At 62.4% G+C, this 26,156-nt stretch carries 27 protein-coding genes and 6 tRNA genes; 18 read left to right on the top strand and 15 right to left on the bottom strand.

Going from position 1 to position 26,156, the window contains the following annotated elements; translation table 11 throughout:
• Positions 1–44 precede the first annotated feature (44 nt).
• The 8 genes from NKT35_RS16810 to NKT35_RS16775 all read left to right on the top strand — a co-directional run bounded on the left by NKT35_RS16810 (position 45) and on the right by NKT35_RS16775 (position 9,850).
• Entirely contained in the window at positions 45–893 is an 849-nt protein-coding gene (locus NKT35_RS16810) for a 3-hydroxybutyryl-CoA dehydrogenase (protein ID WP_254295080.1), read from the top strand.
• Between the two features lie 36 nt (positions 894–929).
• A complete protein-coding gene (locus NKT35_RS16805) occupies positions 930–2,432 on the top strand; it encodes a CoA-acylating methylmalonate-semialdehyde dehydrogenase (protein ID WP_254295079.1) in 1,503 nt (500 codons plus the stop codon).
• A gap of 68 nt (positions 2,433–2,500) precedes the next feature.
• The gene (locus tag NKT35_RS16800) at positions 2,501–3,661 is read left to right on the top strand and encodes an acyl-CoA dehydrogenase family protein (RefSeq protein ID WP_254295077.1); all 1,161 of its coding nucleotides are present in this window, start codon (positions 2,501–2,503) and stop codon (positions 3,659–3,661) included.
• Between the two features lie 110 nt (positions 3,662–3,771).
• Positions 3,772–4,554, top strand: coding sequence for an enoyl-CoA hydratase (locus NKT35_RS16795; RefSeq protein ID WP_254295075.1), 783 nt, complete (start codon positions 3,772–3,774; stop codon positions 4,552–4,554).
• A gap of 30 nt (positions 4,555–4,584) precedes the next feature.
• Positions 4,585–5,703 carry an enoyl-CoA hydratase/isomerase family protein gene (locus NKT35_RS16790; protein ID WP_254295073.1) on the top strand — a complete coding sequence of 373 codons (1,119 nt, stop codon included), beginning with the start codon at positions 4,585–4,587 and terminating at the stop codon, positions 5,701–5,703.
• 21 nt (positions 5,704–5,724) lie between these two features.
• A complete protein-coding gene (locus NKT35_RS16785) occupies positions 5,725–6,255 on the top strand; it encodes a hypothetical protein (RefSeq protein WP_254295071.1) in 531 nt (176 codons plus the stop codon).
• A gap of 37 nt (positions 6,256–6,292) precedes the next feature.
• Positions 6,293–7,183 (top strand): 3-hydroxyisobutyrate dehydrogenase, encoded by an 891-nt coding sequence (mmsB, locus tag NKT35_RS16780; protein ID WP_254295069.1) that lies wholly within the window; start codon positions 6,293–6,295, stop codon positions 7,181–7,183.
• A 141-nt stretch (positions 7,184–7,324) separates the two neighbouring features.
• On the top strand, positions 7,325–9,850 hold the full coding sequence (locus NKT35_RS16775; protein WP_254295067.1) for an alpha/beta hydrolase family protein: 2,526 nt from the start codon (positions 7,325–7,327) through the stop codon (positions 9,848–9,850).
• Positions 9,851–9,946: 96 nt separating this feature from the next.
• Here the strand turns inward: NKT35_RS16775 and NKT35_RS16770 are convergent, their stop codons facing one another.
• The 3 genes from NKT35_RS16770 to rsgA all read right to left on the bottom strand — a co-directional run bounded on the left by NKT35_RS16770 (position 9,947) and on the right by rsgA (position 13,019).
• On the bottom strand, positions 9,947–10,981 hold the full coding sequence (locus tag NKT35_RS16770; protein ID WP_254295065.1) for a GNAT family N-acetyltransferase: 1,035 nt from the start codon (positions 10,979–10,981) through the stop codon (positions 9,947–9,949).
• Positions 10,982–11,026: 45 nt separating this feature from the next.
• Positions 11,027–11,893: a DUF817 domain-containing protein gene (locus NKT35_RS16765; RefSeq protein ID WP_254295063.1), complete on the bottom strand. Its 867-nt coding sequence runs from the start codon at positions 11,891–11,893 to the stop codon at positions 11,027–11,029.
• Between the two features lie 100 nt (positions 11,894–11,993).
• On the bottom strand, positions 11,994–13,019 hold the full coding sequence (rsgA, locus tag NKT35_RS16760; protein WP_254295061.1) for a ribosome small subunit-dependent GTPase A: 1,026 nt from the start codon (positions 13,017–13,019) through the stop codon (positions 11,994–11,996).
• A gap of 455 nt (positions 13,020–13,474) precedes the next feature.
• On the opposite strand from rsgA, the gene NKT35_RS16755 reads away from it, so the two are divergent.
• From NKT35_RS16755 to NKT35_RS16740, 4 genes are all read left to right on the top strand, one after another.
• Positions 13,475–14,608 (top strand): YbdK family carboxylate-amine ligase, encoded by a 1,134-nt coding sequence (locus NKT35_RS16755; RefSeq protein WP_254295059.1) that lies wholly within the window; start codon positions 13,475–13,477, stop codon positions 14,606–14,608.
• A 259-nt stretch (positions 14,609–14,867) separates the two neighbouring features.
• Positions 14,868–15,776, top strand: coding sequence for a glycosyltransferase (locus tag NKT35_RS16750; RefSeq protein ID WP_254295057.1), 909 nt, complete (start codon positions 14,868–14,870; stop codon positions 15,774–15,776).
• Entirely contained in the window at positions 15,773–16,489 is a 717-nt protein-coding gene (locus tag NKT35_RS16745; protein WP_254295055.1) for an acyltransferase, read from the top strand. Before NKT35_RS16750 ends, NKT35_RS16745 begins: the two co-directional genes overlap by 4 nt.
• A 153-nt stretch (positions 16,490–16,642) precedes the next feature.
• Positions 16,643–16,993, top strand: coding sequence for a DUF2325 domain-containing protein (locus tag NKT35_RS16740; protein ID WP_254295053.1), 351 nt, complete (start codon positions 16,643–16,645; stop codon positions 16,991–16,993).
• 81 nt (positions 16,994–17,074) lie between these two features.
• On the opposite strand, the gene NKT35_RS16735 is transcribed toward NKT35_RS16740, so the two are convergent.
• From NKT35_RS16735 to NKT35_RS16715, 5 genes are all read right to left on the bottom strand, one after another.
• Complete coding sequence (locus NKT35_RS16735; protein WP_254295051.1) at positions 17,075–17,842, bottom strand: amino acid ABC transporter ATP-binding protein; 768 nt, start codon at positions 17,840–17,842, stop codon at positions 17,075–17,077.
• The gene (locus NKT35_RS16730; RefSeq protein WP_254295050.1) at positions 17,839–18,519 is read right to left on the bottom strand and encodes an amino acid ABC transporter permease; all 681 of its coding nucleotides are present in this window, start codon (positions 18,517–18,519) and stop codon (positions 17,839–17,841) included. Before NKT35_RS16730 ends, NKT35_RS16735 begins: the two co-directional genes overlap by 4 nt.
• 106 nt (positions 18,520–18,625) lie before the next feature.
• On the bottom strand, positions 18,626–19,390 hold the full coding sequence (locus NKT35_RS16725) for an amino acid ABC transporter substrate-binding protein (RefSeq protein ID WP_254295048.1): 765 nt from the start codon (positions 19,388–19,390) through the stop codon (positions 18,626–18,628).
• A gap of 144 nt (positions 19,391–19,534) precedes the next feature.
• Positions 19,535–20,296 carry an amino acid ABC transporter substrate-binding protein gene (locus NKT35_RS16720; RefSeq protein WP_254295046.1) on the bottom strand — a complete coding sequence of 254 codons (762 nt, stop codon included), beginning with the start codon at positions 20,294–20,296 and terminating at the stop codon, positions 19,535–19,537.
• A complete protein-coding gene (locus tag NKT35_RS16715) occupies positions 20,293–20,598 on the bottom strand; it encodes a hypothetical protein (protein WP_254295044.1) in 306 nt (101 codons plus the stop codon). Before NKT35_RS16715 ends, NKT35_RS16720 begins: the two co-directional genes overlap by 4 nt.
• Between NKT35_RS16715 and NKT35_RS16710 the strand changes: the two genes are divergently transcribed.
• From NKT35_RS16710 to NKT35_RS16685, 6 genes are all read left to right on the top strand, one after another.
• A tRNA-Ala gene (locus tag NKT35_RS16710) sits at positions 20,566–20,641 on the top strand. The genes NKT35_RS16715 and NKT35_RS16710 overlap by 33 nt on opposite strands.
• Before the next feature lie 2 nt (positions 20,642–20,643).
• Positions 20,644–20,719: transfer RNA gene (locus tag NKT35_RS16705), tRNA-Glu, on the top strand.
• Positions 20,720–20,725: 6 nt separating this feature from the next.
• Positions 20,726–20,801 (top strand) — tRNA-Ala (locus NKT35_RS16700).
• A 66-nt stretch (positions 20,802–20,867) separates the two neighbouring features.
• A tRNA-Ala gene (locus NKT35_RS16695) sits at positions 20,868–20,943 on the top strand.
• Between the two features lie 9 nt (positions 20,944–20,952).
• A tRNA-Glu gene (locus NKT35_RS16690) sits at positions 20,953–21,028 on the top strand.
• Positions 21,029–21,035: 7 nt separating this feature from the next.
• Positions 21,036–21,111: transfer RNA gene (locus NKT35_RS16685), tRNA-Ala, on the top strand.
• Between the two features lie 106 nt (positions 21,112–21,217).
• On the opposite strand, the gene flgJ is transcribed toward NKT35_RS16685, so the two are convergent.
• From flgJ to NKT35_RS16650, 7 genes are all read right to left on the bottom strand, one after another.
• The gene (flgJ, locus tag NKT35_RS16680; protein ID WP_254295042.1) at positions 21,218–21,922 is read right to left on the bottom strand and encodes a flagellar assembly peptidoglycan hydrolase FlgJ; all 705 of its coding nucleotides are present in this window, start codon (positions 21,920–21,922) and stop codon (positions 21,218–21,220) included.
• Positions 21,903–22,328 carry a flagellar export chaperone FlgN gene (flgN, locus tag NKT35_RS16675; RefSeq protein WP_254295040.1) on the bottom strand — a complete coding sequence of 142 codons (426 nt, stop codon included), beginning with the start codon at positions 22,326–22,328 and terminating at the stop codon, positions 21,903–21,905. Before flgN ends, flgJ begins: the two co-directional genes overlap by 20 nt.
• Positions 22,328–22,582 (bottom strand): flagellar biosynthesis anti-sigma factor FlgM, encoded by a 255-nt coding sequence (flgM, locus tag NKT35_RS16670; protein ID WP_254295038.1) that lies wholly within the window; start codon positions 22,580–22,582, stop codon positions 22,328–22,330. The genes flgN and flgM overlap by 1 nt, the downstream gene beginning before the upstream one ends.
• A 110-nt stretch (positions 22,583–22,692) precedes the next feature.
• Positions 22,693–23,376: a Crp/Fnr family transcriptional regulator gene (locus tag NKT35_RS16665; RefSeq protein WP_254295036.1), complete on the bottom strand. Its 684-nt coding sequence runs from the start codon at positions 23,374–23,376 to the stop codon at positions 22,693–22,695.
• Positions 23,377–23,590: 214 nt separating this feature from the next.
• On the bottom strand, positions 23,591–24,574 hold the full coding sequence (locus NKT35_RS16660) for a flagellar motor protein MotB (protein WP_254295035.1): 984 nt from the start codon (positions 24,572–24,574) through the stop codon (positions 23,591–23,593).
• A gap of 4 nt (positions 24,575–24,578) precedes the next feature.
• Positions 24,579–25,445: a flagellar motor stator protein MotA gene (motA, locus tag NKT35_RS16655; RefSeq protein ID WP_254295033.1), complete on the bottom strand. Its 867-nt coding sequence runs from the start codon at positions 25,443–25,445 to the stop codon at positions 24,579–24,581.
• A 15-nt stretch (positions 25,446–25,460) separates the two neighbouring features.
• Positions 25,461–26,156 carry an RNA polymerase sigma factor FliA gene (locus NKT35_RS16650; RefSeq protein WP_254295031.1) on the bottom strand — a complete coding sequence of 232 codons (696 nt, stop codon included), beginning with the start codon at positions 26,154–26,156 and terminating at the stop codon, positions 25,461–25,463.

Here is a 26,156-nt window from a genome sequence, read left to right as displayed (position 1 = left end):
AAGTTATCGTGACAACAATAGAGCAAATAATCCAGGAGAGCCAGATGAGTCAGAAAATCGGTGTGGTGGGCGCGGGAACCATGGGCAACGGCATCGCCCAGGTGTTTGCGATGAACGGCTTCGACGTGGTGCTGAACGATGTCAGCGACGCGGCCCTGATCAAGGGCATGACCAATATCAACACCAGCCTGCAACGGATGGCCAAGAAGGACTTGATCGCCGAGGCCAATATCGAAGGCATCGTTTCCCATATCCGCGCTACCACCAAGATCACCGATCTGGCCGACTGTGACGTGGTGGTGGAAGCCGCCACCGAAAACGCCGACATCAAGGAACAAATCTTCCGCGCGCTGGACGCCGCCGTCGGCGAAAAATGCGTGCTGGCCTCCAATACTTCGTCCATCTCCCTCACCCGCATCGCCAGCTGGGTCAGCCACCCCGAGCGCGTGGTGGGCATGCACTTCATGAACCCGGTGCCGCTGATGCAGCTGGTGGAGATCATCCGCGCGCTGCAAACCGACGACGAGGCCTACCAGACCGTATTCCATCTGACCCAGGCCCTGGGCAAGACGCCGGTGACGGTGAAGGACGCCGCCGGCTTCGTCTCCAACCGCGTGCTGATGCCGATGATCAACGAAGCCGCCTTCACGCTGTACGAGAACCTGGCCACCGCCGAAGACATCGACACCGTGATGAAGCTGGGCATGAACCACCCGATCGGGCCGCTGGCGCTGGCCGACCTGATCGGCCTGGACACCTGCCTGTCCATCATGGACATCCTGCACCGCGAGTTCCGCGACAGCAAATACCGCGCTTGCCCGCTGCTGGTCCAGTTGGTGCAGGCCGGCCACCTGGGCCGCAAGAGCGGCAAGGGTTTCTACAGCTACAACTGAGCAGCGCCATCAGCCAAAAATAGAGGAGGCAGTGCCATGAGCCAGTCAGTACCCAGCGTCAAACTGTTGATAGGCGGCGAGTTCGTCGAATCCCGCACCACGGAATGGCGCGACATCGTCAATCCGGCCACCCAGGAAGTGCTGGCGCGCGTGCCGCTGGCCACCGCGGACGAAGTCAACGCCGCCGTCGCCGCCGCCAAGGAAGCGTTCAAGACCTGGAAGAAAACACCTATCGGAGCCCGCGCCCGCATCTTCTTGAAATACCAGCAGCTGATCCGCGAAAACATGAAGGAATTGGCCGCCATCCTCACCGCCGAACAGGGCAAGACCCTGGCCGACGCCGAGGGCGACATTTTCCGCGGCCTGGAAGTGGTGGAGCACGCCGCCAATATCGGCACGCTGCAAATGGGCGAATACGCCGAAAACGTGGCTGGCGGCGTCGATACCTACACCGTGCAGCAGCCGCTGGGCGTCTGCGCCGGCATCACCCCTTTCAACTTCCCGGCGATGATTCCGCTGTGGATGTTCCCGATGGCCATAGCCACCGGGAACACCTTTGTGCTCAAGCCGTCCGAACAAGACCCGATGGTGACGATGCGGCTGGTGGAGCTGGCCGTGCAGGCCGGCATTCCCAAAGGCGTGCTCAACGTGGTGCACGGCGCGGCCGATGTGGTCAACGCCATCTGCGACCATGCAGACATCAAGGCGGTGTCCTTCGTCGGCTCCACCAAGGTGGGCACCCACGTTTATCAGCGCGCCACCCTCAGCGGCAAGCGCGCCCAGTGCATGATGGGCGCCAAGAACCACGCCATCGTGCTGCCGGACGCCAATAAGGAACAGGCGTTGAACCAGTTGACCGGCGCGGCTTTCGGCGCGGCCGGCCAGCGCTGCATGGCGCTGACCGTGGCGGTGCTGGTGGGCGAGGCCCAGCAGTGGATTCCGGATCTGGTGGCCAAGGCCCGCGGCCTGAAGGTGGGCCCCGGCAAGGATAATCTGGACCTGGGCCCGCTGATCTCCTCCGCCGCGCGCGACCGGGTGGAAGGCCTGATCGCCAAGGGCGTGGAGCAAGGCGCCAAGCTGGAGCTGGACGGACGCGGCGTGACCGTCGCCGGTTTCGAGCACGGCAACTTCGTCGGCCCGACCATTTTCTCCGGCGTGAAGCCGGGCATGGCCATCTACGACCAGGAAGTGTTCGGCCCGGTGCTGAGCCTGGTGGCCGCCGATACGCTGGACGAAGCCATCGCCATCATCAATGCCAACCCCAACGGCAACGGCACCGCCATCTTCACCCAGAGCGGCGCCGCGGCGCGCAAGTTCCAGGAAGACATCGATGTCGGCCAGGTGGGCATCAACGTGCCGATTCCGGTGCCGGTGCCGCTGTTCAGCTTCACCGGCAGCCGCGCATCCAAGCTGGGCGATCTCGGCCCTTACGGCAAGCAGGTGGTGGCCTTCTACACCCAGACCAAGACCGTCACCAGCCGCTGGTTCGATGACGAGGCCAGCATAGGCAAGGTCCACACCACCATCTCGCTGCGCTGATTATCGCGTAGGGCGGATGCCCCGGCAGCGGGGCGATCCGCCAGCCCCATCCGCATAGGAATACTGCAATGAATTTCGACCTGACCGAAGACCAGATCGCCTTCCAGCAAAGCGCCCGCGACTTCGCCGCCAGCGAGCTGGCGCCGCATGCGGCCGAATGGGACGCCGAATCCATCTTCCCGCTGGACGTGATCCGTCAGAGCGGCGACATGGGCTTTCTGGGCCTGTACACGCCGGAGGCTTACGGCGGCCTGGGCCTGTCGCGGCTGGATTCCGCCATCGTGTTCGAGGAACTGGCCGCCGGCTGCACCTCCACCGCCGCCTATCTGACCATACACAATATGGTCAGCTGGATGATCGCCAGCTTCGGCAGCAAGCAGCTGGCCGAGCAGTGGGTGCCGAAAATGGTCAGCGGCGAGGTGTTGGGCAGCTACTGTCTGACCGAGCCGGGCGCCGGCTCCGACGCCGCCTCGCTGAAAACCCGCGCCGAGAAAAAGGGCGAAGTCTATGTGCTCAACGGCGGCAAGATGTTCATCTCCGGCGCCGGCAGCACCCAGGTGCTGGTGGTGATGGCCCGCACCGGCGGCCCCGGCCCCAAGGGCATTTCCGCCTTCGTGGTGCCGGCCGACGCGCCGGGCGTGAGCTACGGCAAGAAGGAAAAGAAGATGGGCTGGAACAGCCAGCCCACCCGCGCCATCACCTTCGACAACGTCGAAATCCCGGTGGAGAACCGCCTGGGCGAGGAAGGCCAGGGCTTCGCCTTCGCCATGAAGGGCCTGGACGGCGGCCGCATCAATATCGCCACCTGCGCCGTCGGCACCGCCCAGGCCGCGCTGAACGCCGCGCAGCGCTACGTGCAGGAACGCCAGCAGTTCGGCCAGCCGCTGGCCGAACTGCAAACCGTGCAGTTCCGCCTGGCAGACATGCTGACTGAACTGGTGGCTGCGCGCCAGATGGTGCGCCTGGCGGCCTGGAAGCTGGACAACGCCAGCCCCGACGCCACCGCTTATTGCGCGATGGCAAAGCGCCTGGCCACCGATCTGAGCTTCAATATCGCCAACAACGCGCTGCAGCTGTTCGGCGGCTACGGCTATCTGCAGGACTTCCCGCTGGAACGCCACGTGCGCGACCTGCGCGTGCACCAGATCCTGGAAGGCACCAATGAAGTGATGCGCATGATAGTCGGCCGCAAGCTGCTGCAGGACGGCGCGCTGGAAACGCTGCGCTAGGCAAGGCCGGCGCCACTGGCGCTACATCGCGCCGGCCGGCCCATGCGCCGAAGCCGGCGCGTCTTGCCTCAGCCTTGAAGCTTCAAAACAGAATTCATAAAGGCATAAATATGAACAGCTACGCCCACCTGAACGTGGAAAAACGCGGCCACACCGCCGTGGTGACGATAGACAACCCGCCGGCCAACACCTGGAACCGCGCCAGCCTGTCCGCGCTGAAGCAACTGGTGGCCGACCTCAACGCCGACCGCGACATCTACGCGCTGGTGATCGCCGGCCAGGGCGAGAAATTCTTCTCCGCCGGCGCCGACCTGAACCTGTTCGCCGACGGAGACAAGAAAGTCGCCACCGAGATGACCATGCTGTTCGGCGAGGCTTTCGAGGCGTTGTCGGGTTTTCGCGGCGTCAGCATCGCCGCCGTCAACGGCTACGCGATGGGCGGCGGCCTGGAGTGCGCGCTGGCCTGCGACATCCGCATTGCCGAAGAGCAAAGCCAGATGGCGCTGCCGGAAGCCGGCGTCGGCCTCTTGCCCTGCGCCGGCGGCACCCAGAACCTGCCGTGGCTGGTCGGCGAAGGCTGGGCCAAGCGGATGATTCTATGCGGCGAGCGCGTCAACGCCGCCACCGCCGAGCGCATCGGCCTGGTGGAGCAAGTGGTGGCCAAGGGACAGGCGCTGGAAACCGCGCTCAAGCTGGCCGAGGGCGTGGCCAAGCAGTCGCCGTCCTCGGTGGGCGTGTGCAAACAGCTGGTGCAAGCTGCCCGCCTGCAGCCGCCGTCCTGGAATTTGATCAAGGAGCGCGAAGCCTTCATCAAGCTGTTCGACACCCACGACCAGGCCGAAGGCACCCAAGCCTTCCTGGAAAAACGCGCGCCGAACTGGAAAAACGCCTGACCCTCAACCTCTCCCGAACGAGGACCCGCCATGGATGACGTGGTGCTGTTTGACGAACTGACTACCGGCGACGGCCATCGCATCGCCATCGCCACCCTCAACGCCGAAAAATCGCTGAACGCGCTGACGCTGGACATGATAAGGCTGCTGGATGCCCGCCTCACCATCTGGGAGCGCGATGCCGGCATCGTCGCCGTGGTGCTGCGCGGCGCAGGCGAGCGCGCCTTCTGCGCCGGCGGCGATGTGCGCAGCCTGCGCGACAAGCTGGTGAGCGAGCCGCATTACCCGCACCCGCACGCGGTGGCTTTCTTCACCGAGGAATACACGCTCGACTACCGCATCCACCGCTATAGGAAACCCTTGATTGTATGGGGCGGTGGCATCGTCATGGGCGGCGGCCTGGGCCTGATGGCCGGCGCCGGCCACCGCGTGGTCACCCCGGCCACCCGCATCGCCATGCCGGAAATCACCATAGGCTTGTACCCGGACGTGGGCGGCAGCTGGTTCCTGCAAAGGATGCCGGCCCATCTGGGCCTGTTCCTGGCGCTGACCGGCGCGCCGCTGAACGCCCACGACGCGCTGATCGCCAACCTGGCCGACCACGTGTTGGCGGCGGACGCCTACCCCGCGCTGCTGGAAGCCTTGCAGGCGGCGGACTGGAGCGGCGACGCCCACGCGCGCCCGGCTCTGGTCAGCGCCCTGCTCAACCAGCTGGAAGGCCAGTTGGGCGACGCGCTGCCCGAGTCCAATGTCGAGCGCAACCTGCTGGCGGTGCACCGCTTGATGAATAAGGGCGACCTGGCCGCTGTCAGCGCCGCGCTGAGCGAAACCGCTTTCGAAGACCCGTGGCTTGCCGACGCGGCCAAGAACTTCCGCCACGGCTGCCCCACCTCCGCCGCCGTCAGCTGGGAGATTCTGAACCGCTCCAAGCATATGTCGCTGGCCGAGGCGCTAAGAATGGAGCTGGTGCTGTCGGTGAATTTCTGCGCCCGCTCCGATTTCCCGGAAGGCGTGCGCGCGCTGCTGGTGGACAAGGACCGCAAGCCGCATTGGAGCCGGCAATTGCCCGACATCGACCAAGCCTGGGTGGACGGCCACTTCGATTCGCCGTGGCGCGAAGCGGACCACCCATTGGCAGGGTTAAAATAAACATCAAGCAAAGAATATCAAATGGACAAGAGTGATCATATAAGAGATGTATATGCACACTTTGGATTGGCGATGTACTTGGCTCAATGCCTTGAGCAGTCCATTTTTATCCATTTAATGTTCTTTGACTTCTTCCCAAAAAATATCAACACCTTTAAAGATCCAACCCACTGGGAACAAGAATTTAACAAATACGAATCACAAGAACTAGGGAAGCCGATGGGAAGGCTGATTCAAAAAATGAAAGATGCCGGCCAACCCACCGACGAAATAAAGGCCATGCTATCAACAGCACTTTTACAAAGAAACCGGCTCGCCCACACCTACTTCTCAGAGCAGTCATTTAATTTTATGAGCAAAGACGGTAGAGACGAGATGATATCGGAACTAGAGTCCATTCAGAATCAATTCCGTGCCACCATGAAAATAATTGACTCTACATCTGAGCCCCTAGCTCATCATTATGGACTCACTGAAGAAATCCAAAAAAAACTAAGGGATGAAATGCTAAAAGATCATCTCAAAGCAAAAAAACATAAATCATCAGATTAAACCTAAACAAAATACTTAATGCGGAGAGGAGAACAGCATGGAAAACATCGCCTTCATCGGCCTGGGCAATATGGGCGGCCCGATGGCTGTCAATCTGTTGAACAAGGGGTTCAAGATCAGCGCTTTCGATCTGTCCGCCGAAGCCCTGGCTAAAGTCGCCGCAGCCGGCGGCCGCGCAGCGAGCAGCGCCGCCGATGCGGCGGAAGGCGCCGGCGTGGTGATTTCCATGCTGCCGGCCGGCAAGCATGTGGCCGGCTTGTATCTGGGCGACGAAGGCCTGTTCGCCAAACTGCCCAAGGGCGCGCTGGTCATCGACTGCAGCACCATAGACGCCGGCACGGCTCGAAAAGTCGCAGAGGGCGCGCAGGAAAAAGGCTTGGCCATGCTGGACGCGCCGGTGTCCGGCGGCACCGCGGGCGCGGCGGCCGGCACCCTCACCTTCATCGTCGGCGGCGCGGCGGAAGATCTGGCCCGCGCGCGGCCGATGCTGGAAGCCATGGGCAAGAACATCTTCCACGCCGGCGGCGCGGGCGCGGGCCAGACCGCCAAGATCTGCAACAATATGCTGCTGGGCATTCTGATGGCCGGCACAGCCGAGGCGCTGGCGCTGGGCGTGAAGAACGGCCTGGACCCGAAAGTGCTGTCCGAAATCATCAGCAAAAGCTCGGGCCGCAACTGGGCGACCGAGCTCTACAACCCCTGGCCCGGCGTGATGGAAAACGCGCCGGCCAGCCGCAACTACGCCGGCGGCTTCATGTCCGAGCTGATGCTGAAAGACCTGGGCCTGGCCGAGGAGACCGCGTTGCAAAGCCACGCCAACAACCCGCTGGGCGCGCTGGCGCGCAATCTGTATGAAGAGCATGTTCAGCAAGGCCATGGCAAGCTGGACTTCTCCAGCATCGTCAAACATTTCCACGCGCTGAATTGAGACAGGTCCAGAAAGCTGCCACAGCAATATGACATGTGATAAATTCATGACATGTCTGCGACAAAGAGGGCGCCCAGGCGTCCTCTTTTCTTGTTTTGACAGCCCTAAACCCGATAAGAACAAAGTCTACCAAGGATGAATATGCCTCATTCCTACGCCCTGAAAGGCATCGCCGCCGCCACGCTGCTGGCTTGCGCCCTGCCCGCCACCGTTTCCGCAGCCGGCTATCAGCAACCGCCGGCCAACATCCTCAAGGTGATGCGCGCGCCTTCCTTGCCCGGCCCCAGCCTGAGCCCGGCCAAGGACAAGATGCTGCTGGTGGCCTGGCAGGAATACCCGTCCATCGAACGCGTGGCTGCGCCCTACCTGAAGCTGGCCGGCACCCGCGTGGAAACAGCCAATCGCAGCAAGCACGACACGCCGGGCGGCTACGGCATCGCGCCCTGCGCCGAAAGCCTCAAGCTGGTGACCGTTCCCGGCGGCAAGGAAACATCCATCGCCCTGCCCGCCGGCGCTTGCCCGGACGCGCCGATCTGGTCGGCCGACGGCAAGCGCTTCGCCTTCGCCAACACCACCAAGGATGCGGTGGAAGTATGGGTGGGCGACGCGGCCAGCGGCAAAATCAGCAAGATCCCCGGCATTCGCCTCAACCCTATGCTGAATGACGAACTGCAATGGATGCCGGATCAGAAAACCCTGCTGGTCAAGGCCGTGCCGGCCAAGCTGGGCCCCGTGCCGGCCAAGCAGTCCGCGCCTGAAGGCCCGAACGTGCAGGAGGCCGATGGCGAAAAAGGCCAGAGCAGCACCTATGAAACCCGCGACACCCTGTCCAGCCCGCACGACGAAGCGCTGTTCGACTACTACGGCGCCTCGCAGCTGACGCTGGTGGACGTCGCCAGCGGCAAGTCCACGCCGCTGGGCAAGCCGGCCATCTACGACGCCGTCGGCCCCGCGCCGGATGGCAAGCACCTGCTGATCAGCGCGGTGGCCAAGCCCTATTCCTACGTCACCACTTACGAGCGCTTCCCGCACCAGGTGCAGGTTTGGGACATTTCCAAGCCGGCCAATATCGTGGTTCGCCCGATCGCCTCGCTGCCGCTGGCCGACCGCGTGCCGGTGCATGGCGAGCCGCTGGGCCCGCGCGACTTCTTCTGGCGCTCCACTGATCCGGCCACGCTGCTGTGGGCGGAGGCGCTGGATGGCGGCGATTGGCAAAACACCGCGCCCGCGCGCGACAAAGTCATGCTACTGAAAGCGCCGTTCACCGGCAAGCCGGTGGAAGTGCTGCGCACCGCGCAACGCTTCGCCGGCATAGACTGGACCGAACGCGCCGACACCGCCCTGCTGAGCGAAGTCGATCTCAACAAGCACTGGCGCCAGACCCGCGTCGTCAATCTGGACGACGCCAAACAGCCGGCCAAGCTGTTGTGGGACATGGCCTACGACAACCGCTACGCGGATCCGGGCAGCCCGGTGCACCGCACCCTGGCCAATGGCGAACGCGTGATCCAACTGGATGGCGATTCCATTTATCTGTCCGGCGCCGGCGCGTCCAAGCTAGGCAACCGTCCCTTCCTGGACAAGCTGAATCTGAAAACCGGCGCCAGCCAGCGCCTGTTCCGCAGCGACAAGTCCGCCTACGAGCGCTTCATCGCCTTGTCCGGCAAGGATGCCGGCAGCTTCCTCACCTGGCGCCAGACGCCGACCGAAGCGCCGAACGCCTTCCTGCGCAAACTGGGCGCGCCGGTCAGCGCCGAGCCAGGCGAGGCCGCGTTCGAGACCAGCCAGACCGCGGTCACCCATATCGTCGATCCGACGCCGGAGCTGCGCCAGATCAAGAAGCAGCTGGTGAAGTACAAGCGCGCCGATGGCCTGGACCTGTCGTTCACGCTGTACACGCCGCCGGGCTATAAGGAAGGCACCCGCATTCCCGCCATCCTCAACGCCTATCCGCTGGATTACGCCGACGCCTCCAGCGCCGGCCAGATCAGCGGTTCGCAACAAACCTTCACCCGCCTGTATCAGTACAAGTATCTGCTGCTGGCCGGCTACGCCATCATCGACCAGGCATCGTTCCCGGTGGTGGGCGACCCCAAGGCCGCCTACGACAGCTATCTGGACCAGCTGAAGATGGATGCCGAAGCGGCGGTGGGCGAAGCGGTGAAACTGGGCGTGGTGGACCCTGACCGCGTGGCCGTCACCGGCCATAGCCACGGCGCGCTGATGACAGCCAACCTGCTGGCGCACACCGATCTGTTCCGCGCCGGCGCAGCCACCAGCGGCTCGTACAACAAGACGCTGACGCCATTCGGCTTCCAGAGCGAGCGCCGCTCGGTATGGGAGGCTCCGGACGTGTACCGCAAGGTGTCCACCTTCTTCTACGCCGACAAGCTGAAGAACCCCATCCTGATCGTGCACGGCACCGACGACGCCAACCCCGGCACCACGCCGCTGCAAGCCTCCAAGTTCTATGAGGCCATCCGCGGCAATGGCGGCACCACTCGCCTGGTGATGCTGCCGCACGAGCCGCACTGGTACGCCGCGCGCGAATCAAACGAGCAGCTGGTGTATGAAATGCTGAACTGGTTCGACAAGTACGTGAAAAACGCCCCGCCGCGCGCACAGAAGACCGCGCAAGCCGTCCAGGGCGCCGCGCAACAGCAGTAAACGAGAGACGCGCCCCTGCTTCGGGCGCGTTTTTCAATCACATGCCGCGCCTATCCGGGCCGAGTCCATCTGACGATGGGCGCGGCCCGTTTCCATTTACAGCCTCGATACTTTCCAGGGGCCGGCCTGCGCATCATCGCGATGGACAAAGCCATGGCGCAGATAATGCGCGCGCAAAGCCGGCCTGTCGGCGTCGCAATCCAGCCGCACATAGCGCAAACCCTGCGCCGCAGCCATATCAAGCGCATGGCGAACCATGGCCGCCACCACACCCCGCCCGGCGAACTTGCGGCGCACAGCGATGCGGTGCAGAAACACCGACTCCCCCGCCGCCGCATCCGGCCAGAACAAGGGATCGTCGTATTGAATTTTGACCACGCCCAGCTTCTCGCCGGCCCTCTCGATAAAATGAAACCAGCCTGCCGCCACGTCCGCCGCCACCCGCTCTACAGCCACCTCCTCCGGCAGCCACATTTCGCGTCCGCCCGCGCGCAGCCACGCCGCGGCTTCGGAAAGAATATCGGCGACGCATCGCGCCTCATCCGGCCGGGCCCGCAACAGACACAGGCCGCCGCTTGCCGCTCGGTAGCGGACAAACTCGACATCATCGACCAAGCGGCCGCCCACGGTATCGTTATCCGGCAGCACCCGGCCGCGGACAAAGCCGGCCCGCTCCAGCACCCGCATCGAAGCGTCATTGCCCCGCGTCACCGCCGCGCGCTGCTCATGCGCGCCATGGGCGTCGAGATGATGCGCCAGCGCGGCCAGCGCCTCGCTGGCACAGCCTTGCCCCCAGAAATCGGGGCCAAACCAATACCCCACATTGCTGGCGACGCCATCGGCGCGGACATCCGCATCCAGCGCGCCCAGCCAAGCGCCATCCGATCTTCTTTGCGCGGCCCAGCCGAGAAAATACTCTTCGCGCTCGCCTGCGCCTTCCCGCCGCAACTCGCCCCAACGGCGCGCCAGCGCCGAGACAGACGCCGGCTGGCGCATCGAAATCCAGTCGTAAACCCGCGGCTGCCGCAGCAAGGGGAATAGCGCTTCGGCATGCTCCGGCCCCAGCGGCCATAAGCGCAAGCGCGGCGTGGCGATGGGCGCGGCCACGCCCTCTCGCTTCCATACAGACATTGCATCCCTTTGTTTTGCGAAATGGGCCTCAGTGTCGACTCCCGCTCACGCCGGCACGCTGATGCGGCGGCGGACATGCTGCAGATGGGCGACGATGGTGAAACTCATGACCACCAGCAGCGACCAGGAACTCCACTTGCCGACATGAACGGCCGACCAGGCGCCAAGCTGATTCGGATAGCGGCACACGCCATAGAAGGTGCCGATGTTTTCCGCCAGCCAGATGAAAAAACCTATCAGCACGAAAGCCAGCAGCAGCGGCATGCGGCGCTCCCGATCCAGCGGCTGGAAAATCACCGTGGCGCGCGCGTACAAGCCCAAGGCGCAGGCGGCGATGTACCAGCGATAATCGCCGATATAGTGGTGGGTAAAGAAATTGGCGTAGATCAGCGTCGCCACCGCCGCCGCCATCCAGTAAGGCGGGTGATGCTCCACCCGCAGTTTCAAGAGCCGCCAGGCCTGGATGATGTAGCTGCCGACCGCCGCGTACATGAAGCCGGAAAACAGCGGCACGCCGAACAGCTTGCTGTAGGCGAAATCCGGATAGGCCCAAGACTGGATGCCGCTGGAGGTCTTGAAAGCCTCCAGCGCGAATCCCAGCACATGGAACAAGCTGATCGCCTTCAACTCGTCCAGGCTCTCCAAGCCTGTCCACCGCATCCAGCCCTGAACCGCCAGCGCGATCAGCAGCAGCAGGTCATAGCGCGGCACCCCGAGCAAGCCGCCGCGCGGCGTCAGGAACATCGCGGCGAAAAACAGGCCGGCGAACAGGCAGGCGCGCATTTCCTTCAAGCCGAAAAACCAGAACTCGCGGATGAATAGCCGCCAACCGCGCCGATCGCCGCCGCGCCGCGACATCAAATACGCGTCCAGATCCCGCAAATGACGGCGGCCCGCCTCTTCAAGCATCATTCCAACCACCTTTCATGCCAGGCCGGGCTGCCAAACGGCCATCCATATTGAATAGGAACGGCCATTCTCAAGACTCCCACCCGCCTTGGCAATATCCGCCTCAGCGCTGCCGCGCCGCCTTGTTGCGGATTTTCCATTCGCGGCGCTGTTGCTGCCGCTGCAAGGGCGTCTGCTCCAGACTTTGGCTCTCCCGCGCCAGCTTGTGGTAGTTGCGCAGCCGGTCTGCATCCACTCCCGCCGCCACCGCGCAGCCGGGCTCGCCGTCATGGCCGCAATCGCGGAATTGGCAATGCCGCGCCAGCTCGGCGATGTCGCCGAAACTGCCGGCCAGCGCCGCCTCGTCCATCGGCGCCTGCAAGCCGCGCACGCCCGGCGTGTCGATAATGCAAGCACCGTCCGGGCAGAGCAGCAGGCTGCGGCTGGTGGTGGTATGGCGGCCGCGGCTGTCAGACTCGCGCGCCGCGCCCACTTCTTGCTCGGCCGCGCCGAGCAAGACATTGCTCAAGCTGGATTTGCCGACGCCGGAGGAGCCCAGCAACACCAGCGTCTGCCCCGCCCCCAGCCAGGGCAGCAAAGCCTCGCGGCAGGATGAGTCGGTGGCATTGAGCGCCAGAATCGGCGGCAAGGGGCGCAGGCGCGCCTGCAGCTCGGCGATGCGCGCCTCGGCCTCCGCGCACAAGTCGGCCTTGCTGAGCACCACCACCGGCGCCACGCCCGATGCCGCGGCCAATCCCAGATAGCGCTCCAGCCGGCGCGGGTTATAGTCGCCATCCAGGCCCATCACCAACAGCGCGGTGTCGACATTGCTGGCATACACCTGCGGCGCGCCCTGATCATTGACGCGGGCCAGCTGATTGAAGGGCTCCAGCCGCTCCCGCGCCATCCAAACCTCAGAGGCGTCGGGCCGGCACAAGACCCAATCCCCCACCGCCAGCTCGCCTTGCCAGGATGGCGCTACGCGCCCCGCGCGCTCCCCCTCGCCATCGTGCAAGCCGACTTGGCCGCGATGCACGCAGCAGACGCGGGCTAAACGCAAATCATCGTCGCCGGCCAGCGCCAGCGCTTGTTGCAGCAATAGCGGCGTCAGGCCGATGGCGGCCAGACGCGTGAAATCGAATTCGAGCATGAAAACTCCGTCGCGCGCGCAAGCGGGCGTCGCCAGGCAAGGCCGGGCTTGAGCGGGCGTAACAATAGAAACAGGAAACGGGCCCGTGGAATAGGCCGGATGGCCGCGCAATGCGGCTAAAGGGAAATGCCGGGGAACGGTCGCCGAGCGGCGCCGCGGAACTGCTTAACGGTTAAAGCGGGACGATCGAGAACGCTTCAGCCGGCATGCCCTGGGGTCTGGATATCGATCTGCATCTTGCGCTCTCCTTATGCCGGTTTAAATGGACGCTCATCATGCCATGCCGGCGGCCGACAATCAATGCCAATTGCATCTCGCGGCGATCAAATAAGCCCTGAAAGCTTATCGATCCGCCATCCCGTCTCCGACGCGAGCAACTTCCCCGACTCGACAGGGTCCCATCAAAACCCCTTTCACCGCACAGGCCCACGGCTTGCGCCTCCAAGGAGAAAACCATGCTTGAATTCAACCAGAGCCGGCCCTTGACCCTGGGCGTGGAACTGGAGCTGATGATCCTGAACCGCCGCGACTACAACCTCACCCGCGGTTCAGACGATTTGCTGCTGCAGATCAACCGCCAGCCGCACGGCTACGACATCAAGCCGGAGATCACCCAGGGCATGATAGAGATAGGCACCGCCATCCATCATGACGTCAACGAGATGCAGCAGGAATTGCTGGCCATCCGCCGGCTGCTGGTGGCCGGCGCGCACAAGCTCAATCTGGGCCTGGCCGGCGGCGGCGCCCATCCCTTTCAGCATTGGGACGATCAGCGCATCTATCCCAAGGAACGCTACCAGCTGGTTTCCGAGCTGTATGGCTATTTGGCCAAGCAGTTCACCGTGTACGGCCAGCACATTCACATCGGCTGCCCGGACGGCGATGCGGCGGTGCGGCTGACCCATTATCTGTCGCGCTATATTCCGCACTTCATCGCCCTATCCGCCTCTTCGCCGTTTTATCAAGGCGTGGACACGGTCTTCCAGACCTCGCGGCTCACCAGCGTCAACGCCTTCCCGCTCTCCGGCTGCATGCCGGTGGTGGACAGCTGGCAAGCTTTCAACGCCTACTTTGAAAAAATGGAGGCGCTGCGCATCGTCGCCAGCATGAAGGATTTTTACTGGGACATCCGTCCCAAGCCGGAATACGGCACGGTGGAAATCCGCATCTGCGACACCCCGCTGTCCATCGACACGCCGGTATTGCTGGCGGCCTACGCCCAAATGCTGGCGCGGCGCTGTTTTGAAGAAGAATGGAACGATATTTCCGGCGAAGGCTATCTCACCTATAGCTACAACCGCTTCCAGGCTTGCCGCTTCGGCTTCGACGGCTCGCTGGTCGATCCGCGCGCCGGCAAGCAGCAAGGACTGCAGGAAGACTTGCTGGAGACGCTGCGCGAGCTGGAGCCGCATGCCGCCGCGCTGAACAGCCAGGCGCAGTGGGCGGCGCTGCGCCAGCATGCGCTCAAATGCCACAGCGACAGCCGCTGGCTGCGCCAGGTCCATGAGCAAAGCGGGTCGTTGAGCGAGGTGGTCCGCCGGCAAAGCGAGCACTGGATGTACGCGGAGCCGGGCTCGCGTCCCTGCTGAACTCCCCTGCTGACGGCGCCGCCTTCAAACCGGCGCCGCGTCCATATTCGCGCAAAGCTCGCTTTTACCTCCCTCCATCCGCCAGCTAGCGGCGCATTCCACTCTTTTTCCGGCATGGAATGGCATGAAAGCACTTTGGTGCGCCGCATCATCATTGTATGCAATATGCAATTACATTATCATGTGAAATGTCTTATTCAACCAATATCAATTCAAATTGAATGTATCCGCAATGCCTCCCATTGCGCGGAGAAACCCCATGAGCGCCCCCCCCCTAATCAGCGTCGTCATCCCCACTTACAATCGTTCCGATCTGCTGCGACACACGCTTTCCGCCTTAAGCCGTCAAACCCTGCCGAAAGAAGCGTTTGAAGTGGTGGTCGTGGACGACGGCGGCTCCGACGATAGCCAGGCCGTGGTCGAGAGCTTTCGCGAACAGCTCGACATCAAATACTTCTGGCAAGAAGACAAAGGCTTTCGCGCCGGCAAGGCCCGCAATATCGGCACCGCCATCGCCGAAGCGCCATACATCGTCTATATCGATACCGGCGTTCTGCTGGCGCGCCGCGCGCTGGAAACCCATCTGACCCGCCATCAGGAGGCGGAATATCCGACCGTGATGGTCGGCTACGTTTACGGTTTCGAGGTTGACCCCGCGCTGGACAGCCAAATGAGCCAATGGCTCGATCCCGACGACGCCGACGCCACCATCGCCAAGCTGGAAACGCTGGGCGCGCGCGATGTGCGTCAAAGCCAATACGATGAACTGGGCGAGAACATCACCCACTGGCCCGCGCCCTTCGATATCTTCTGGACCTGCCACGTTTCCGCAGAGCGCAACGAGTTGCTCAAGGCCGGTCTTTTCGACGAAACATTCAATACCTGGGGCGGAGAAGACGTCGACCTGGGCGTACGGCTGTTCCAGAACAACAACCTGTTCATGCTGGACAAGGCCGCTTGCTCCTTCCACTGGCCGCATCCCAAAGAAGTGGACAACCAGCGCGCCTCTTCGGAACGCGCGGCCTTGCGCATCCACCGCAAATACAATCTGTGGCTCACCAGCTTCTATGGCATGGACCTGAATGACGAAAAGTACTCGCTCAACAAAGTGATCAAGATTTTCCGCGAGCGTGGCCAAACGGCAAACCGGCAAGGCGAAACCGCATGAGCTCGGTCTATCAAAACCTCTACCCCCTGCCTCCCCAAGCCGCCGGCGGCGAAACGCCTCCCGACGCCGTGCAGAAACTCCGCCAAGCCGGCCTGATTCTGGATGAAGGCGTCTGCATCTCCGGCTCGCCGCGCATCGCCTTTACCCGCGTGGCCGAGCAAGGCCTGATCGATAGAGGCTTGATTGCGGAACACATTGACGCCGAATCCTTCTCAGGCTGCATCCGCATCGGCGCCAGCTATCTGGAATCCGGCCAGTTGCCGGCTTTTCACAGCCAGCCAGTCAAGCTGACTTGCGTGCAGATCAACGATGGACTGGCAGGCAAGATCCATATCGGCGATCGGGTGGCGCTGCAGGGCGTCGCCATCGTGGCCTACCAATCGGTGCGCATCGGCGACGATGTCCAATTCGGTCCGCTGGCCACCATTATGGACAGCAGCGGCCATCCGTTGACCGGCCGCGGCCAGCCTGGCGAAGCTCGCCGCATCCAGTCGGCGGAAGTCCGCATCGGCAATCATGCCTGGATCGGCGCCGGCGCCACGATTCTGAAAGGCGTCTGCATTGGCGAAGGCGCCATCGTCGGCGCGCAAGCGGTAGTCAGCATTGATGTGCCTGACTATTGCGTGGCGGTCGGCAATCCGGCGCGCATCGTCAAACGGCTCTCGCCGGAGCAAGCCCGCAGGCAAACGCAGGACGTTTCCGTGGTCGTTTAACGCCCATTGCGCGTCAAACCGCCGCCAAACCGGCGGCGGTTGCATGCGAGCAGGAACCATCTGGCCATTCAGACAGCTAAATGAGATAAATTCTCATTGACCTATTAAATGATAACGATTATCATTTTCTTAAATTCACACAGGAGCTGCCTCATGAACGCCATGCTGGTCGGAGCGGATACGCTCGGCAACATTCCCGACGTGCTGCAGAACTACGGCATCACCATCAACCGCCACCTGAGCGGACGCAACAGCTCGCACCAGCGCAAGGTGGACCGGCTGCCCGCCGGCACCGATCTGTTGATCCTGTTTACCGATTTTCTCGGCCACAATGTGATGCGCCATTTCCGCGAACTGGCGGCCGAGCAGCAAATCCGCTTCATCGCCTGTCGGCGTTCGGTATGCGCGCTCAAGCAATCGCTGACCGGCGCCGGCATGTGCGAAAACGCCTGCGCCGGCTGCCCGCGCGGCGCAGGCGAAAAGGCCGGCAAGCGCAAACGCTGACCGGCCCCTGGCACTGCTTTTCTCTAGATTTGCCCTTGTAGATTGCGAGCCGGCCCAGCCGGCTCATTTTTTTGGGAAACCTTAGGCCGCCATCGCCTCGCGCGCGCCCGCTGTCAAAGTAGCGACATATTCCGCCGTGCGCGCCTCGCGCGGCTGGTTGAAGATTTGCGCCGCCGCGCCCGCCTCCACCACCCGGCCATGCTCCAGAAACACCACGTCGCGCGCCACGCTCGCCGCCAGGCGCAGGTCGTGCGTCGCCATCAGCATGGTAACGCCCTCGCTCGCCAACTGCCGCAACACCGACACCACTTCCGCAGCCAGTTCCGGATCGAGCGCCGAGGTAGGCTCGTCGCACAGCAGCAATTGCGGCGACGGCGCCAGCGCGCGGGCGATGGCCACGCGCTGTTGTTGGCCGCCGGACAGCGTGGACGGCCAGGCTTGCACCTTGTGCGACATCCCGACTTTTTCCAATAGCTCCAGCGCTCGGCGCTCGGCTCTGTCCTTGGACCAGCGCTGCACCGTCACCAGCCCCTCCATCACGTTCTGCAACACCGTTTGATGCGGAAACAGCTGGAAGCTCTGAAACACCATGCCGGTTTGACGGCGGACGTTCAACACCGCCTCGCGCGGCAGTTTTTTGCCGGGAATGAAGCGCAGCGCTTCCTCGCCCAATCGCAGTTCGCCGCCATCCGGCGTCTCCAGCAAGTTGGCGCAACGCAGCAGCGTGCTCTTGCCGCTGCCCGACGGGCCGATCAAGGCGGTCACGCCGCCCTCGGCCAGCTCCAGGCTGACCTTGTCCAGCACGGTCTGGCCGCCGAAGGATTTGACGATATGGCTCAACTTGATCATGCGGCGGCTCCCACCGGCGACACATGCCGGTCAAAACGTTTTTCCAATTTTTCCTGCAACCAGGTCAGCACCGTGCTGAGCAGCAGATAAATGAAGGCGGTTTCCAGGTACAGCAGCAACGGCTCATAGGTAGTGGCGGCGATGCGCTGCGCTGCCTGGAACATTTCCGGCACCGTCAGCACCGCGGCCAGCGAAGTATCCTTGACCAAGGAGATGAAGGAATTGGCCAGCGGCGGCACCGCCACCCTGCCCGCCTGCGGCAGAATGGTGCGCACCATCGCCTGCGGCCAGCTCATCCCCAGCGAATATGCCGCTTCCCATTGCGCCTTTGGCACCGAGGCGATGGCGGCGCGTATCACCTCCGAGGTATAGGCGCCAACGCTGAGAATGAAGCCCAGCAAAGCAGCCGGGAAAGGATCGAACACGATGCCCACCCGCGGCAGGCCGTAAAAGATCACAAACAACTGCACCAGCAGCGGCGTGCCGCGCACCAGCCAGGAATAGCCCTTCACCAGCAGCACCAGCGGCCGCGGACCGAACAGGCGGATCAAGGCTACGATCAATCCCAGCGCCAGACCGCCGGCGAAAGACAATAATGTCAGCGGCACGGTGAACATCGCGCCGGCGTAAAGAAGCGACGGCAGCGAATCCGCCATCAATTGCAACCACTGAGGCATGGCCCCTCCTTCCTCATCGCGGCCCGAAAACCGCATCGCGCCGCCCCGCCGGCCTGCATCTCCGGCCCGGGTGGCGCGACTACATCAACTCAACGGCGGCTCAAGCTCAGCGCGACACATCGGCGCCGAAATATTTATGCGAGATCTTTTGATAGCTGCCGTCTGCCTTCAGCGCCGCCAAAGCCTTGTCGATGGCGGCCTTCAATTCCGGATTGCCCTTGCGCAACAATACCGCTGACGGCTCGCCGGACGATTCGGTGGCGGCGATCTTCAGCTTGGAGCCAGGCTGCTTTTTCTTGTAGTCGAGGAAAGACAGGCTGTCATTGATGGTGGTTTCCACGCGGCCGGATTCCAGCAAGGCCACCGACTCATTGAAGCCCTGGGTCGCCACCACTTCGGCGCCATAACGCTGCGCCAGCTTGCCGAAGTTGCTGGTCAAGGTATTGGCCGACTTGCGGCCTTTCAGGTCTTCAAAGCGCTTGATGTCGCGATTGTCGTTGCGGACGATCAGCACTGCCTTGGACACGATATAAGGTTCGGAGAAGTCATACTTGGCCTTGCGCGCGTCAGTGACCGCCACTTCATTGATCACCACGTCGTAGCGCTTCACATCCAGGCCGGCGATCAGGCCATCCCACTTGCCTTCGACGAACTGCGCCTTCACGCCCAGGCGCTTGGCGATGGCCTGGCCGATTTCAATGTCGAAGCCGGTCAGGTCGCCGGCGGGATTGTGGTAGGTGAACGGCGCATACGTGCCTTCGGTGCCGATTTTCAGCACGCCGGCTTTGCGGATGTCGGCCAGGTCGTCGGCGTGGGCGAAAGCGGCGAATACGGTCAGGGCCAGAGCGGCGGTCGATTTCCAGGCTTGCATCGAATCATTCTCCATCGTGTTTTGGTATCAGCCTGCCATGGCCAGCAGGCATGCAAGCACCTTACCATCGACATGTTATAGCTTTAAGTAATATTAACTTACTTGCTTATTCCATTTATCCGCATCCACCCCCTGAACGCTGATTCACTGGGTAATATCGGCGCCGAAGTACTTCTGCGAGAGCCGCTTCAAGGTGCCATCCGTCTTCAGCGCGATCGTGGCCTTGTCTATCGCCGCCTTCAACTCCGGACTATCCTTGCGCAAGATGATCGCGCACGGCTGCCCCTCCGCTTCTGCGGCCGCCACCCTCAACTTGCTGCCGGGCTGCTTTTTCTTGTAGTCCAAAAAAGCCAGGCTATCGTTTATCGTCGCATCGACCCGCCCCGACTCCAGCAATGACAAAGACTCGTTGAAACCCTGGGTCGGCACCACCTCCGCGCCGTAACGCAATGCCAGCTTGCCGTAATTGCTGGTCAGCGTATTGGCGGATTTGCGGCTCTTCAAATCCTCAAAGCGTTTGATATCGCGGTTATCCTCCCGCACGATCAACACCGCCCGCGTCGCATAATAAGGTTCGCTGAACGCGTACTTGAGCTTGCGCGCCTCCGTCACCACCACCGTGCTGACCACGTCGTAACGCTTGACGTCGATGCCGGCGAGCAAGCCATCCCAGCGCCCTTCGACAAATTGCGCGCGCAAGCCCAGCCGCGCGGCGATGGCGCGGGCGATGTCGACATCAAACCCTGTCAACGCCCCGCTCGCGTCATGATAGGAAAACGGGGGATAGGTCCCCTCGGTGCCGATGCGCAATTCGCCGGACTTGCGGACATCCGCCAGATCCCCCGCCTTCGCCAGCATCGCCAGCGAAGCCAAAACCAGCACTGCCATGCCCTTGCCGATATTCATGATCCTCTCCCTGCCAGGTTAAAAGGTCTGTTCCACAGCTTGAAGAAAACCATAACAGGGCCCACCCGGATGCCAAACCATGTTGTTTGGATAAACATATATGATTCAGATCGCGCATGGCTTGCCGCATGCATCGCAAGAAAAATAATGACAAAAGTATAAAATGGCGAATATTTCAAAAATAATTCAAAAAATGCTTGCGCGAAAAAACGGCCGCCGGTATAGTTCGCCTCCTGTCGACGGCGCGAAAGCGGAATCGACGGACTTGTGGGGGTATAGCTCAGCTGGGAGAGCGCTTGCATGGCATGCAAGAGGTCAGCGGTTCGATCCCGCTTACCTCCACCAAAGTCCCCATCGTCTAGAGGCCTAGGACACCGCCCTTTCACGGCGACGACCGGGGTTCGACTCCCCGTGGGGACGCCAAAATCTGGGGGTATAGCTCAGCTGGGAGAGCGCTTGCATGGCATGCAAGAGGTCAGCGGTTCGATCCCGCTTACCTCCACCAGAATACAATTTGCACAAGTCGCAGTCGGAATAAGCCACACAGCCCGATTGCGCAACAGGTTACCGTGGGGGTATAGCTCAGCTGGGAGAGCGCTTGCATGGCATGCAAGAGGTCAGCGGTTCGATCCCGCTTACCTCCACCACAACAACCTGTCCCCATCGTCTAGAGGCCTAGGACACCGCCCTTTCACGGCGACGACCGGGGTTCGACTCCCCGTGGGGACGCCATACAACTGGGGGTATAGCTCAGCTGGGAGAGCGCTTGCATGGCATGCAAGAGGTCAGCGGTTCGATCCCGCTTACCTCCACCAGTCCAAAAGCCGGAATCTTATGATTCCGGCTTTTTCTTTTTTATTTATCTAAAAATATCAAAAATAAAAAACGGCGCCACGCGCCGCCCTCCGCAAGACCTCCCGCTCAACGCCGTAACAAGCTCTCGGCCACGCCGGCCAGCTTGCCGGCATAGGCAGGATCCGTGGCATAGCCGCCTCGCTGCAAAGCCTGGGCGAACGCCCGGACATCGCCGCCCCGCCCCAGGGCGCCGCGGTAGCGCGGATTCGATCGCAACAATTCGGCGTAATCATCGAAGGCCGCGTGATAATCGGGATACGAGCGAAACGACTCCACCCTGGCCTGCTGCTTGCCATCGATGAACTCCGTCGTCAACGACGCCGCAGAGCCGCCATGCCAGCCGGCGCCAGCCTTGATGCCGAACAAATTATGGCTGCTGCCGCCATCTGCCCGCAAAACAGGCTTGCGCCCCCAGCCCGACTCCAGCGCCGCATGCGCCAGCACCACCGACGGCGCCACGCCCAACTTGGCCGCTGCCGAGGCCGCGAACGGCATCATCTCATCGACAAACGCCTGGCGGTCCGCAGGCAAAACCTCCCCGCCGCCAGCCGCCTCAATCTTTTGCCGCGCGCGCCACCCTTCCGGACTGATTTGGGCGGCTCCATCCGCCCCGCCCTCGGAAATGAAACGCGCCACCTCGGCCTTTACGCCCGCATATTGCTCGGCGAAACTCCCGCCAGACTCCGGCATGGACAGCGGCAAGGCGATATCTCCGCCAGACCACTCCCTCCCCGCCCCGGCGGCGGCGAACTCATTGCGGGACGTAAACATCGCGCTCCCCCTCCAACACCCTGCTCAAGGCCTCGCGCCGGCGCTGCAGCAACTCGCCGTTGCGCAGGTTCAAATCGCGGCAATCGGCAATCCATTGGCGCAAACGCGACCAATGCGTCAACCCCCTCTCGCGCAACGCCTCAGGCAAACCCGCCAACGCAGCCTCCACCGCCAGCGGCGCGCCAGGCGGGCACAAACGCTCCACCACCCGCAAGCGCTCGCGCCGGCGATCTTCCAACGCGTCGCACAGCTCGCTTATTTCCGCCGCGCAAGCGGAAAGCGCGGCCGCGTCATGCGCCAGCGCGGCCTGGAATTGCCGCTCCAGCAAAGACGCCAACTTGGGATAGTCGGCCAAATCGTCGCCCACCGTGACGAACAAGCTCTGCAGCCACGCCTTGCGCTCCATCAGCGTCCGCCGTGATATTGCTCGATCAGGCCGGCCAGGCGCTCGGCGTCGAAACGCACTTCGCCCCGCGCCAGCGCGGCGCGCACAGACTCCACCTTGTCCAGATCGATTTCCGGCAGGCTTTGAATCGGCGCAGCCAACGATGCCGCCGCGGCCGCCTCGCGGACCGTTGCCGGCGCTTTGCCCGCGCCGCGCTCCAGCTTGGCTGCCGCAGCCTGATCCGTCCGCCAGGAAGAAATTTGAGTGACTTGCATCTATCCGCTCTTAGAAAGTATTGGCCTGATGCCTTAACAAGGCGACGCCGCGCCGCCAAACTTAAATGCAAACGGCCCAGCCATGAGGGCTGGGCCGCCAGAAAACGCGGTCAGAAATTTTCCGGCAGCATTTTCAGCACGATGATGCGCCGGTTTTCCATCCGGATATAGTGGCCGTAGACCAGCTCCTTCAGTATCCGCGCCACCATTTCGCGAGAGGAGCCGATCTGATCGGCGATCTCTTGCTGCGTCAGCTGCTTCCGCAGGATCAACACGCCATCCTGCTCGATCAACATCTGATTGATCAAGATACGCACCCGGCCATACACATCCAGCAACGCGAGATTACGCGCCAGCGTCGTCACATGGCGCACCAAGCCTACCAGATGGCTCATCAAGCGCTTGCGCGCGGCAAGGCACCCCGGCAAACCATCCTCGCTGTCAAACAAATGACTCAGCATCTCCCGGCTGAAGCGCAACAAAGCGCTATCGTCGTCCGCCACCGCGGCGCTGCTGTTCGCGCCGCCGTCGACATAGGCATCCAGCCCCAATAACTGGCCAGGCATGACCATCTGCAAAATATACTTCTTGCCGGACTCGGCCACTTGCGATTGCACGCAGCCCGCCACCAGCAAATACACTGATTCCGCAGCCGAACCTTCCGCATAAAGCTGGTCACCTCTGCCCAGCCTGACGGTTTCACACTGCTCCAACACTTGCGCCAATACTTCGTCTTCCAGATGCCCAAACAACGGCGTCTGCCTCAACAACTGAGTAACTTGTTCTTGATTCATCGTGGTAATACGTCCCCGACATATCAGACAAACAACGGCAAATTTGTCAATGTCATTATTTATTGTATGTGACATGAGTTTTGACTCATATGCTCGTATTGTTATCAACTGCCGAGGAATTGTAAATATTTTGGTTAAAATTTATGTGAAAAAAGCACAAAAAAAAACCTTGCAATGCAAAGTTTCTTTTAGTACATAAAATATTAACAAATACCTAGTGAATACCTATGGTATTTTTCCTCAAAAGGTCCAGCTCTTTGGCATTTGGTAGCGCGGACGCAACACCTTTCAGCTTGGCGCTGCCGCTGGCCGGCTCGCCGAACATCGCCACCACCGCCTGAGCCTGTCCGGATGTCAGCACCAACAGTTCGATGCGGCGATTCACCGCGGCCAGCGGATGGGCCGAATCCAGCGGCGCCCGCTCCGCCATGCCCACCACCTGCAGCACCGAGTCGGCTGCCAAGCCGCCTTGCATCATATGCATGCGCGCAGCCATGGCGCGGCTGCTGGACAGCGACCAGTTGGACAAGGCGCCGAAACCGGCGCTGTGGTATTGCGCGGCATCGGTATGCCCCACCAGCAACAAACGGTTGTCGATCTCGCCCAGCATGGAGCCGATCTGCTGCAGCAGCGTGCGGAAACGCGGCTCCACGATGGCGCTGCCGCGCTCGAACATGCCTTGCTGGTCGGTATCGTGCAGGGTGATGCGCAAGCCATAGGGCGTGATCACCGTCTGCAGATTGCTGGAAAGCCCGGCCTGCTCGCTCATCTTGGCCAGATCGGCCGCCAGCTTGCGCAGATCCTCTTCGCTGTCGTAACTGCGGCGCGCGGCGGCCGTCGCATCCACGCCTTGCTTGTCGCTGTTGCGCACGACGGAGCGGCTGGCCGCCTGGCTGCCGGTGGAGCCGGGAATAGGCTCGCGGGGAATCAGGCTGCCCGGCGGGTTGCCCTGATGGTCGATCTGCTTGCCATTGCCCTGCAGCAAAGGATTGCCGCCGGAGGTGCTCAACATCTGCTGCAGATTTTCCTGGTCGCGCGCGGCCAGCACCCACAGCACCAGAAACAGGCACATCAGCGCCAACACGAAATCGGCGAACGCCACTTTCCAGGCGCCGCCATGCCCCTCGTCCGTCTGGCGGCGCGACACCCGCTTGATGACCGCGCCCTCGTTCTCGTTCTTGTTTTTCAATGGCGACATGGCGTCAAACCGCTCCTTCCAGCGTATTGATCCACGCCTCCAGCTGCGAGAAGCTGGGCTTGGTGTTCAACTGCACCAGGCGGCGGCCGGCGTCGATGGCCAGCAGCGGCGGCTTGCCGGACACATGGGTGGTCAACACCACCTTCACCGATTCGAAGTGCGACAACTCCTCTTTCACCTGCAGATGCATCACATTGGACAGCGGGTCCAACACGCCATAGCAAAAGAAAATACCGATAAACGTGCCCACCATCGCCGCCGCCACGCTTTCGGCGATTTCGCCGGCGCTGGCGCCCTGGCTGACCGTGTTCATCGCCATCACGATGCCCAGCACCGCCGCCAAAATGCCGAAGCCGGGCATGGCCTCGGCGATCTTGTGCAGCGATTTGGACGGCTGGCTCAATTGCTCGTGGATGGCGTCCAGCTCTTGATCCAGCACCCCTTCCAGCTCGTGCGCGGAAATCTTGCCCATCGCCATCAGGCGGAAGTTGTCGACGATGAAAGCCAGCAGCTTGGGACTCTCCAGCACCATGGGGTAGCGGTTGAACAAGGCGCTCTGGCGCGGCGCCTCCACATGCTGGTCCAAAGCCTTCAGGCCGCGGCTGGCGGTGATCAACAATTCGTACATCAGCAAGAGCTGCTGGCGCTGAAATTCGGCGCCGGCCTTCTTGCGCATCACCACGCGCTTGATCTGGCCGCCCATCTCTTTCAGCACATGCGGCGGATTGCCCAGCACGATGGCGCCCAGCGCCGCGCCGCAGATGATCAATAACTCGGTGGGCTGCCAGATGATGGACAACACGCCGCCATGCAGCATGAAGCCGCCAAACACGCAAACCAACACAATCAGAATGCCAAACAATTGCTGCATGGGAGATTTCCTCGTTCAGGCCGCCGCGAGGCAAGCCTGCATCTTCTTCAGGGCGCTCTTGTTGATCTGGCAGATGCGGGCTTCAGTCAATTCCAGCACCGCCGCGATCTCCTTGAGACTGAGTTCATATTCGTAATACAGCTGGATCACGGTCTGCTCCCGCGAGTCCAGCGCGCTCAGCGCATGCGTCAGCACGCTGAGGCGCTCCAAGCGGGCCTCCGGCGAGCCCTCCCCGGCCAATTCCACGCCCGCGGCCACCATCTCGTCGAAACTGGCCATCTCCTCGGCGTTTTCCGCCAGCAGCGCTTCGCGATACGCGTCGGGATCCAGGCCCAGATGCGTCGCCACCTCAGCCTCGGCCGGCTCGCGGCCCAGCTTGCGGCGCAATTCGCGCAAGGCGTCGCGCGCGCGATGCGCCTCCTGCCTCACCGAGCGCGGCCGCCAGTCCAGCCGCCTGAGCTCATCCAAAATGGCGCCGCGGATGCGCAAACCGGCAAAAGCGGCAAAGCGTTCGTCCGGCTCTCCGCCGTAGCGGCGCAGGCAGTCCAGCAGGGCCATCAGGCCGATCTGCTCCATGTCTTCGCGGTCGAACACGCCGCCGGCCTGGCTGGACAGCTGGCGCGCCGCGCGCTTCACCAGCGGCGCGTACTCCGCCACCCAGCGGGCTTCGTCTATGGCCTGCGCGGCCGGGAAATAGCTTTCGGCGTACAT

It is taken from the genome of Chromobacterium sp. IIBBL 290-4 (assembly GCF_024207115.1).
Lineage (GTDB): Bacteria > Pseudomonadota > Gammaproteobacteria > Burkholderiales > Chromobacteriaceae > Chromobacterium.
Note: the sequence above shows the minus strand (reverse complement) of the source record. Positions and strands in the feature narration are given on the sequence as shown.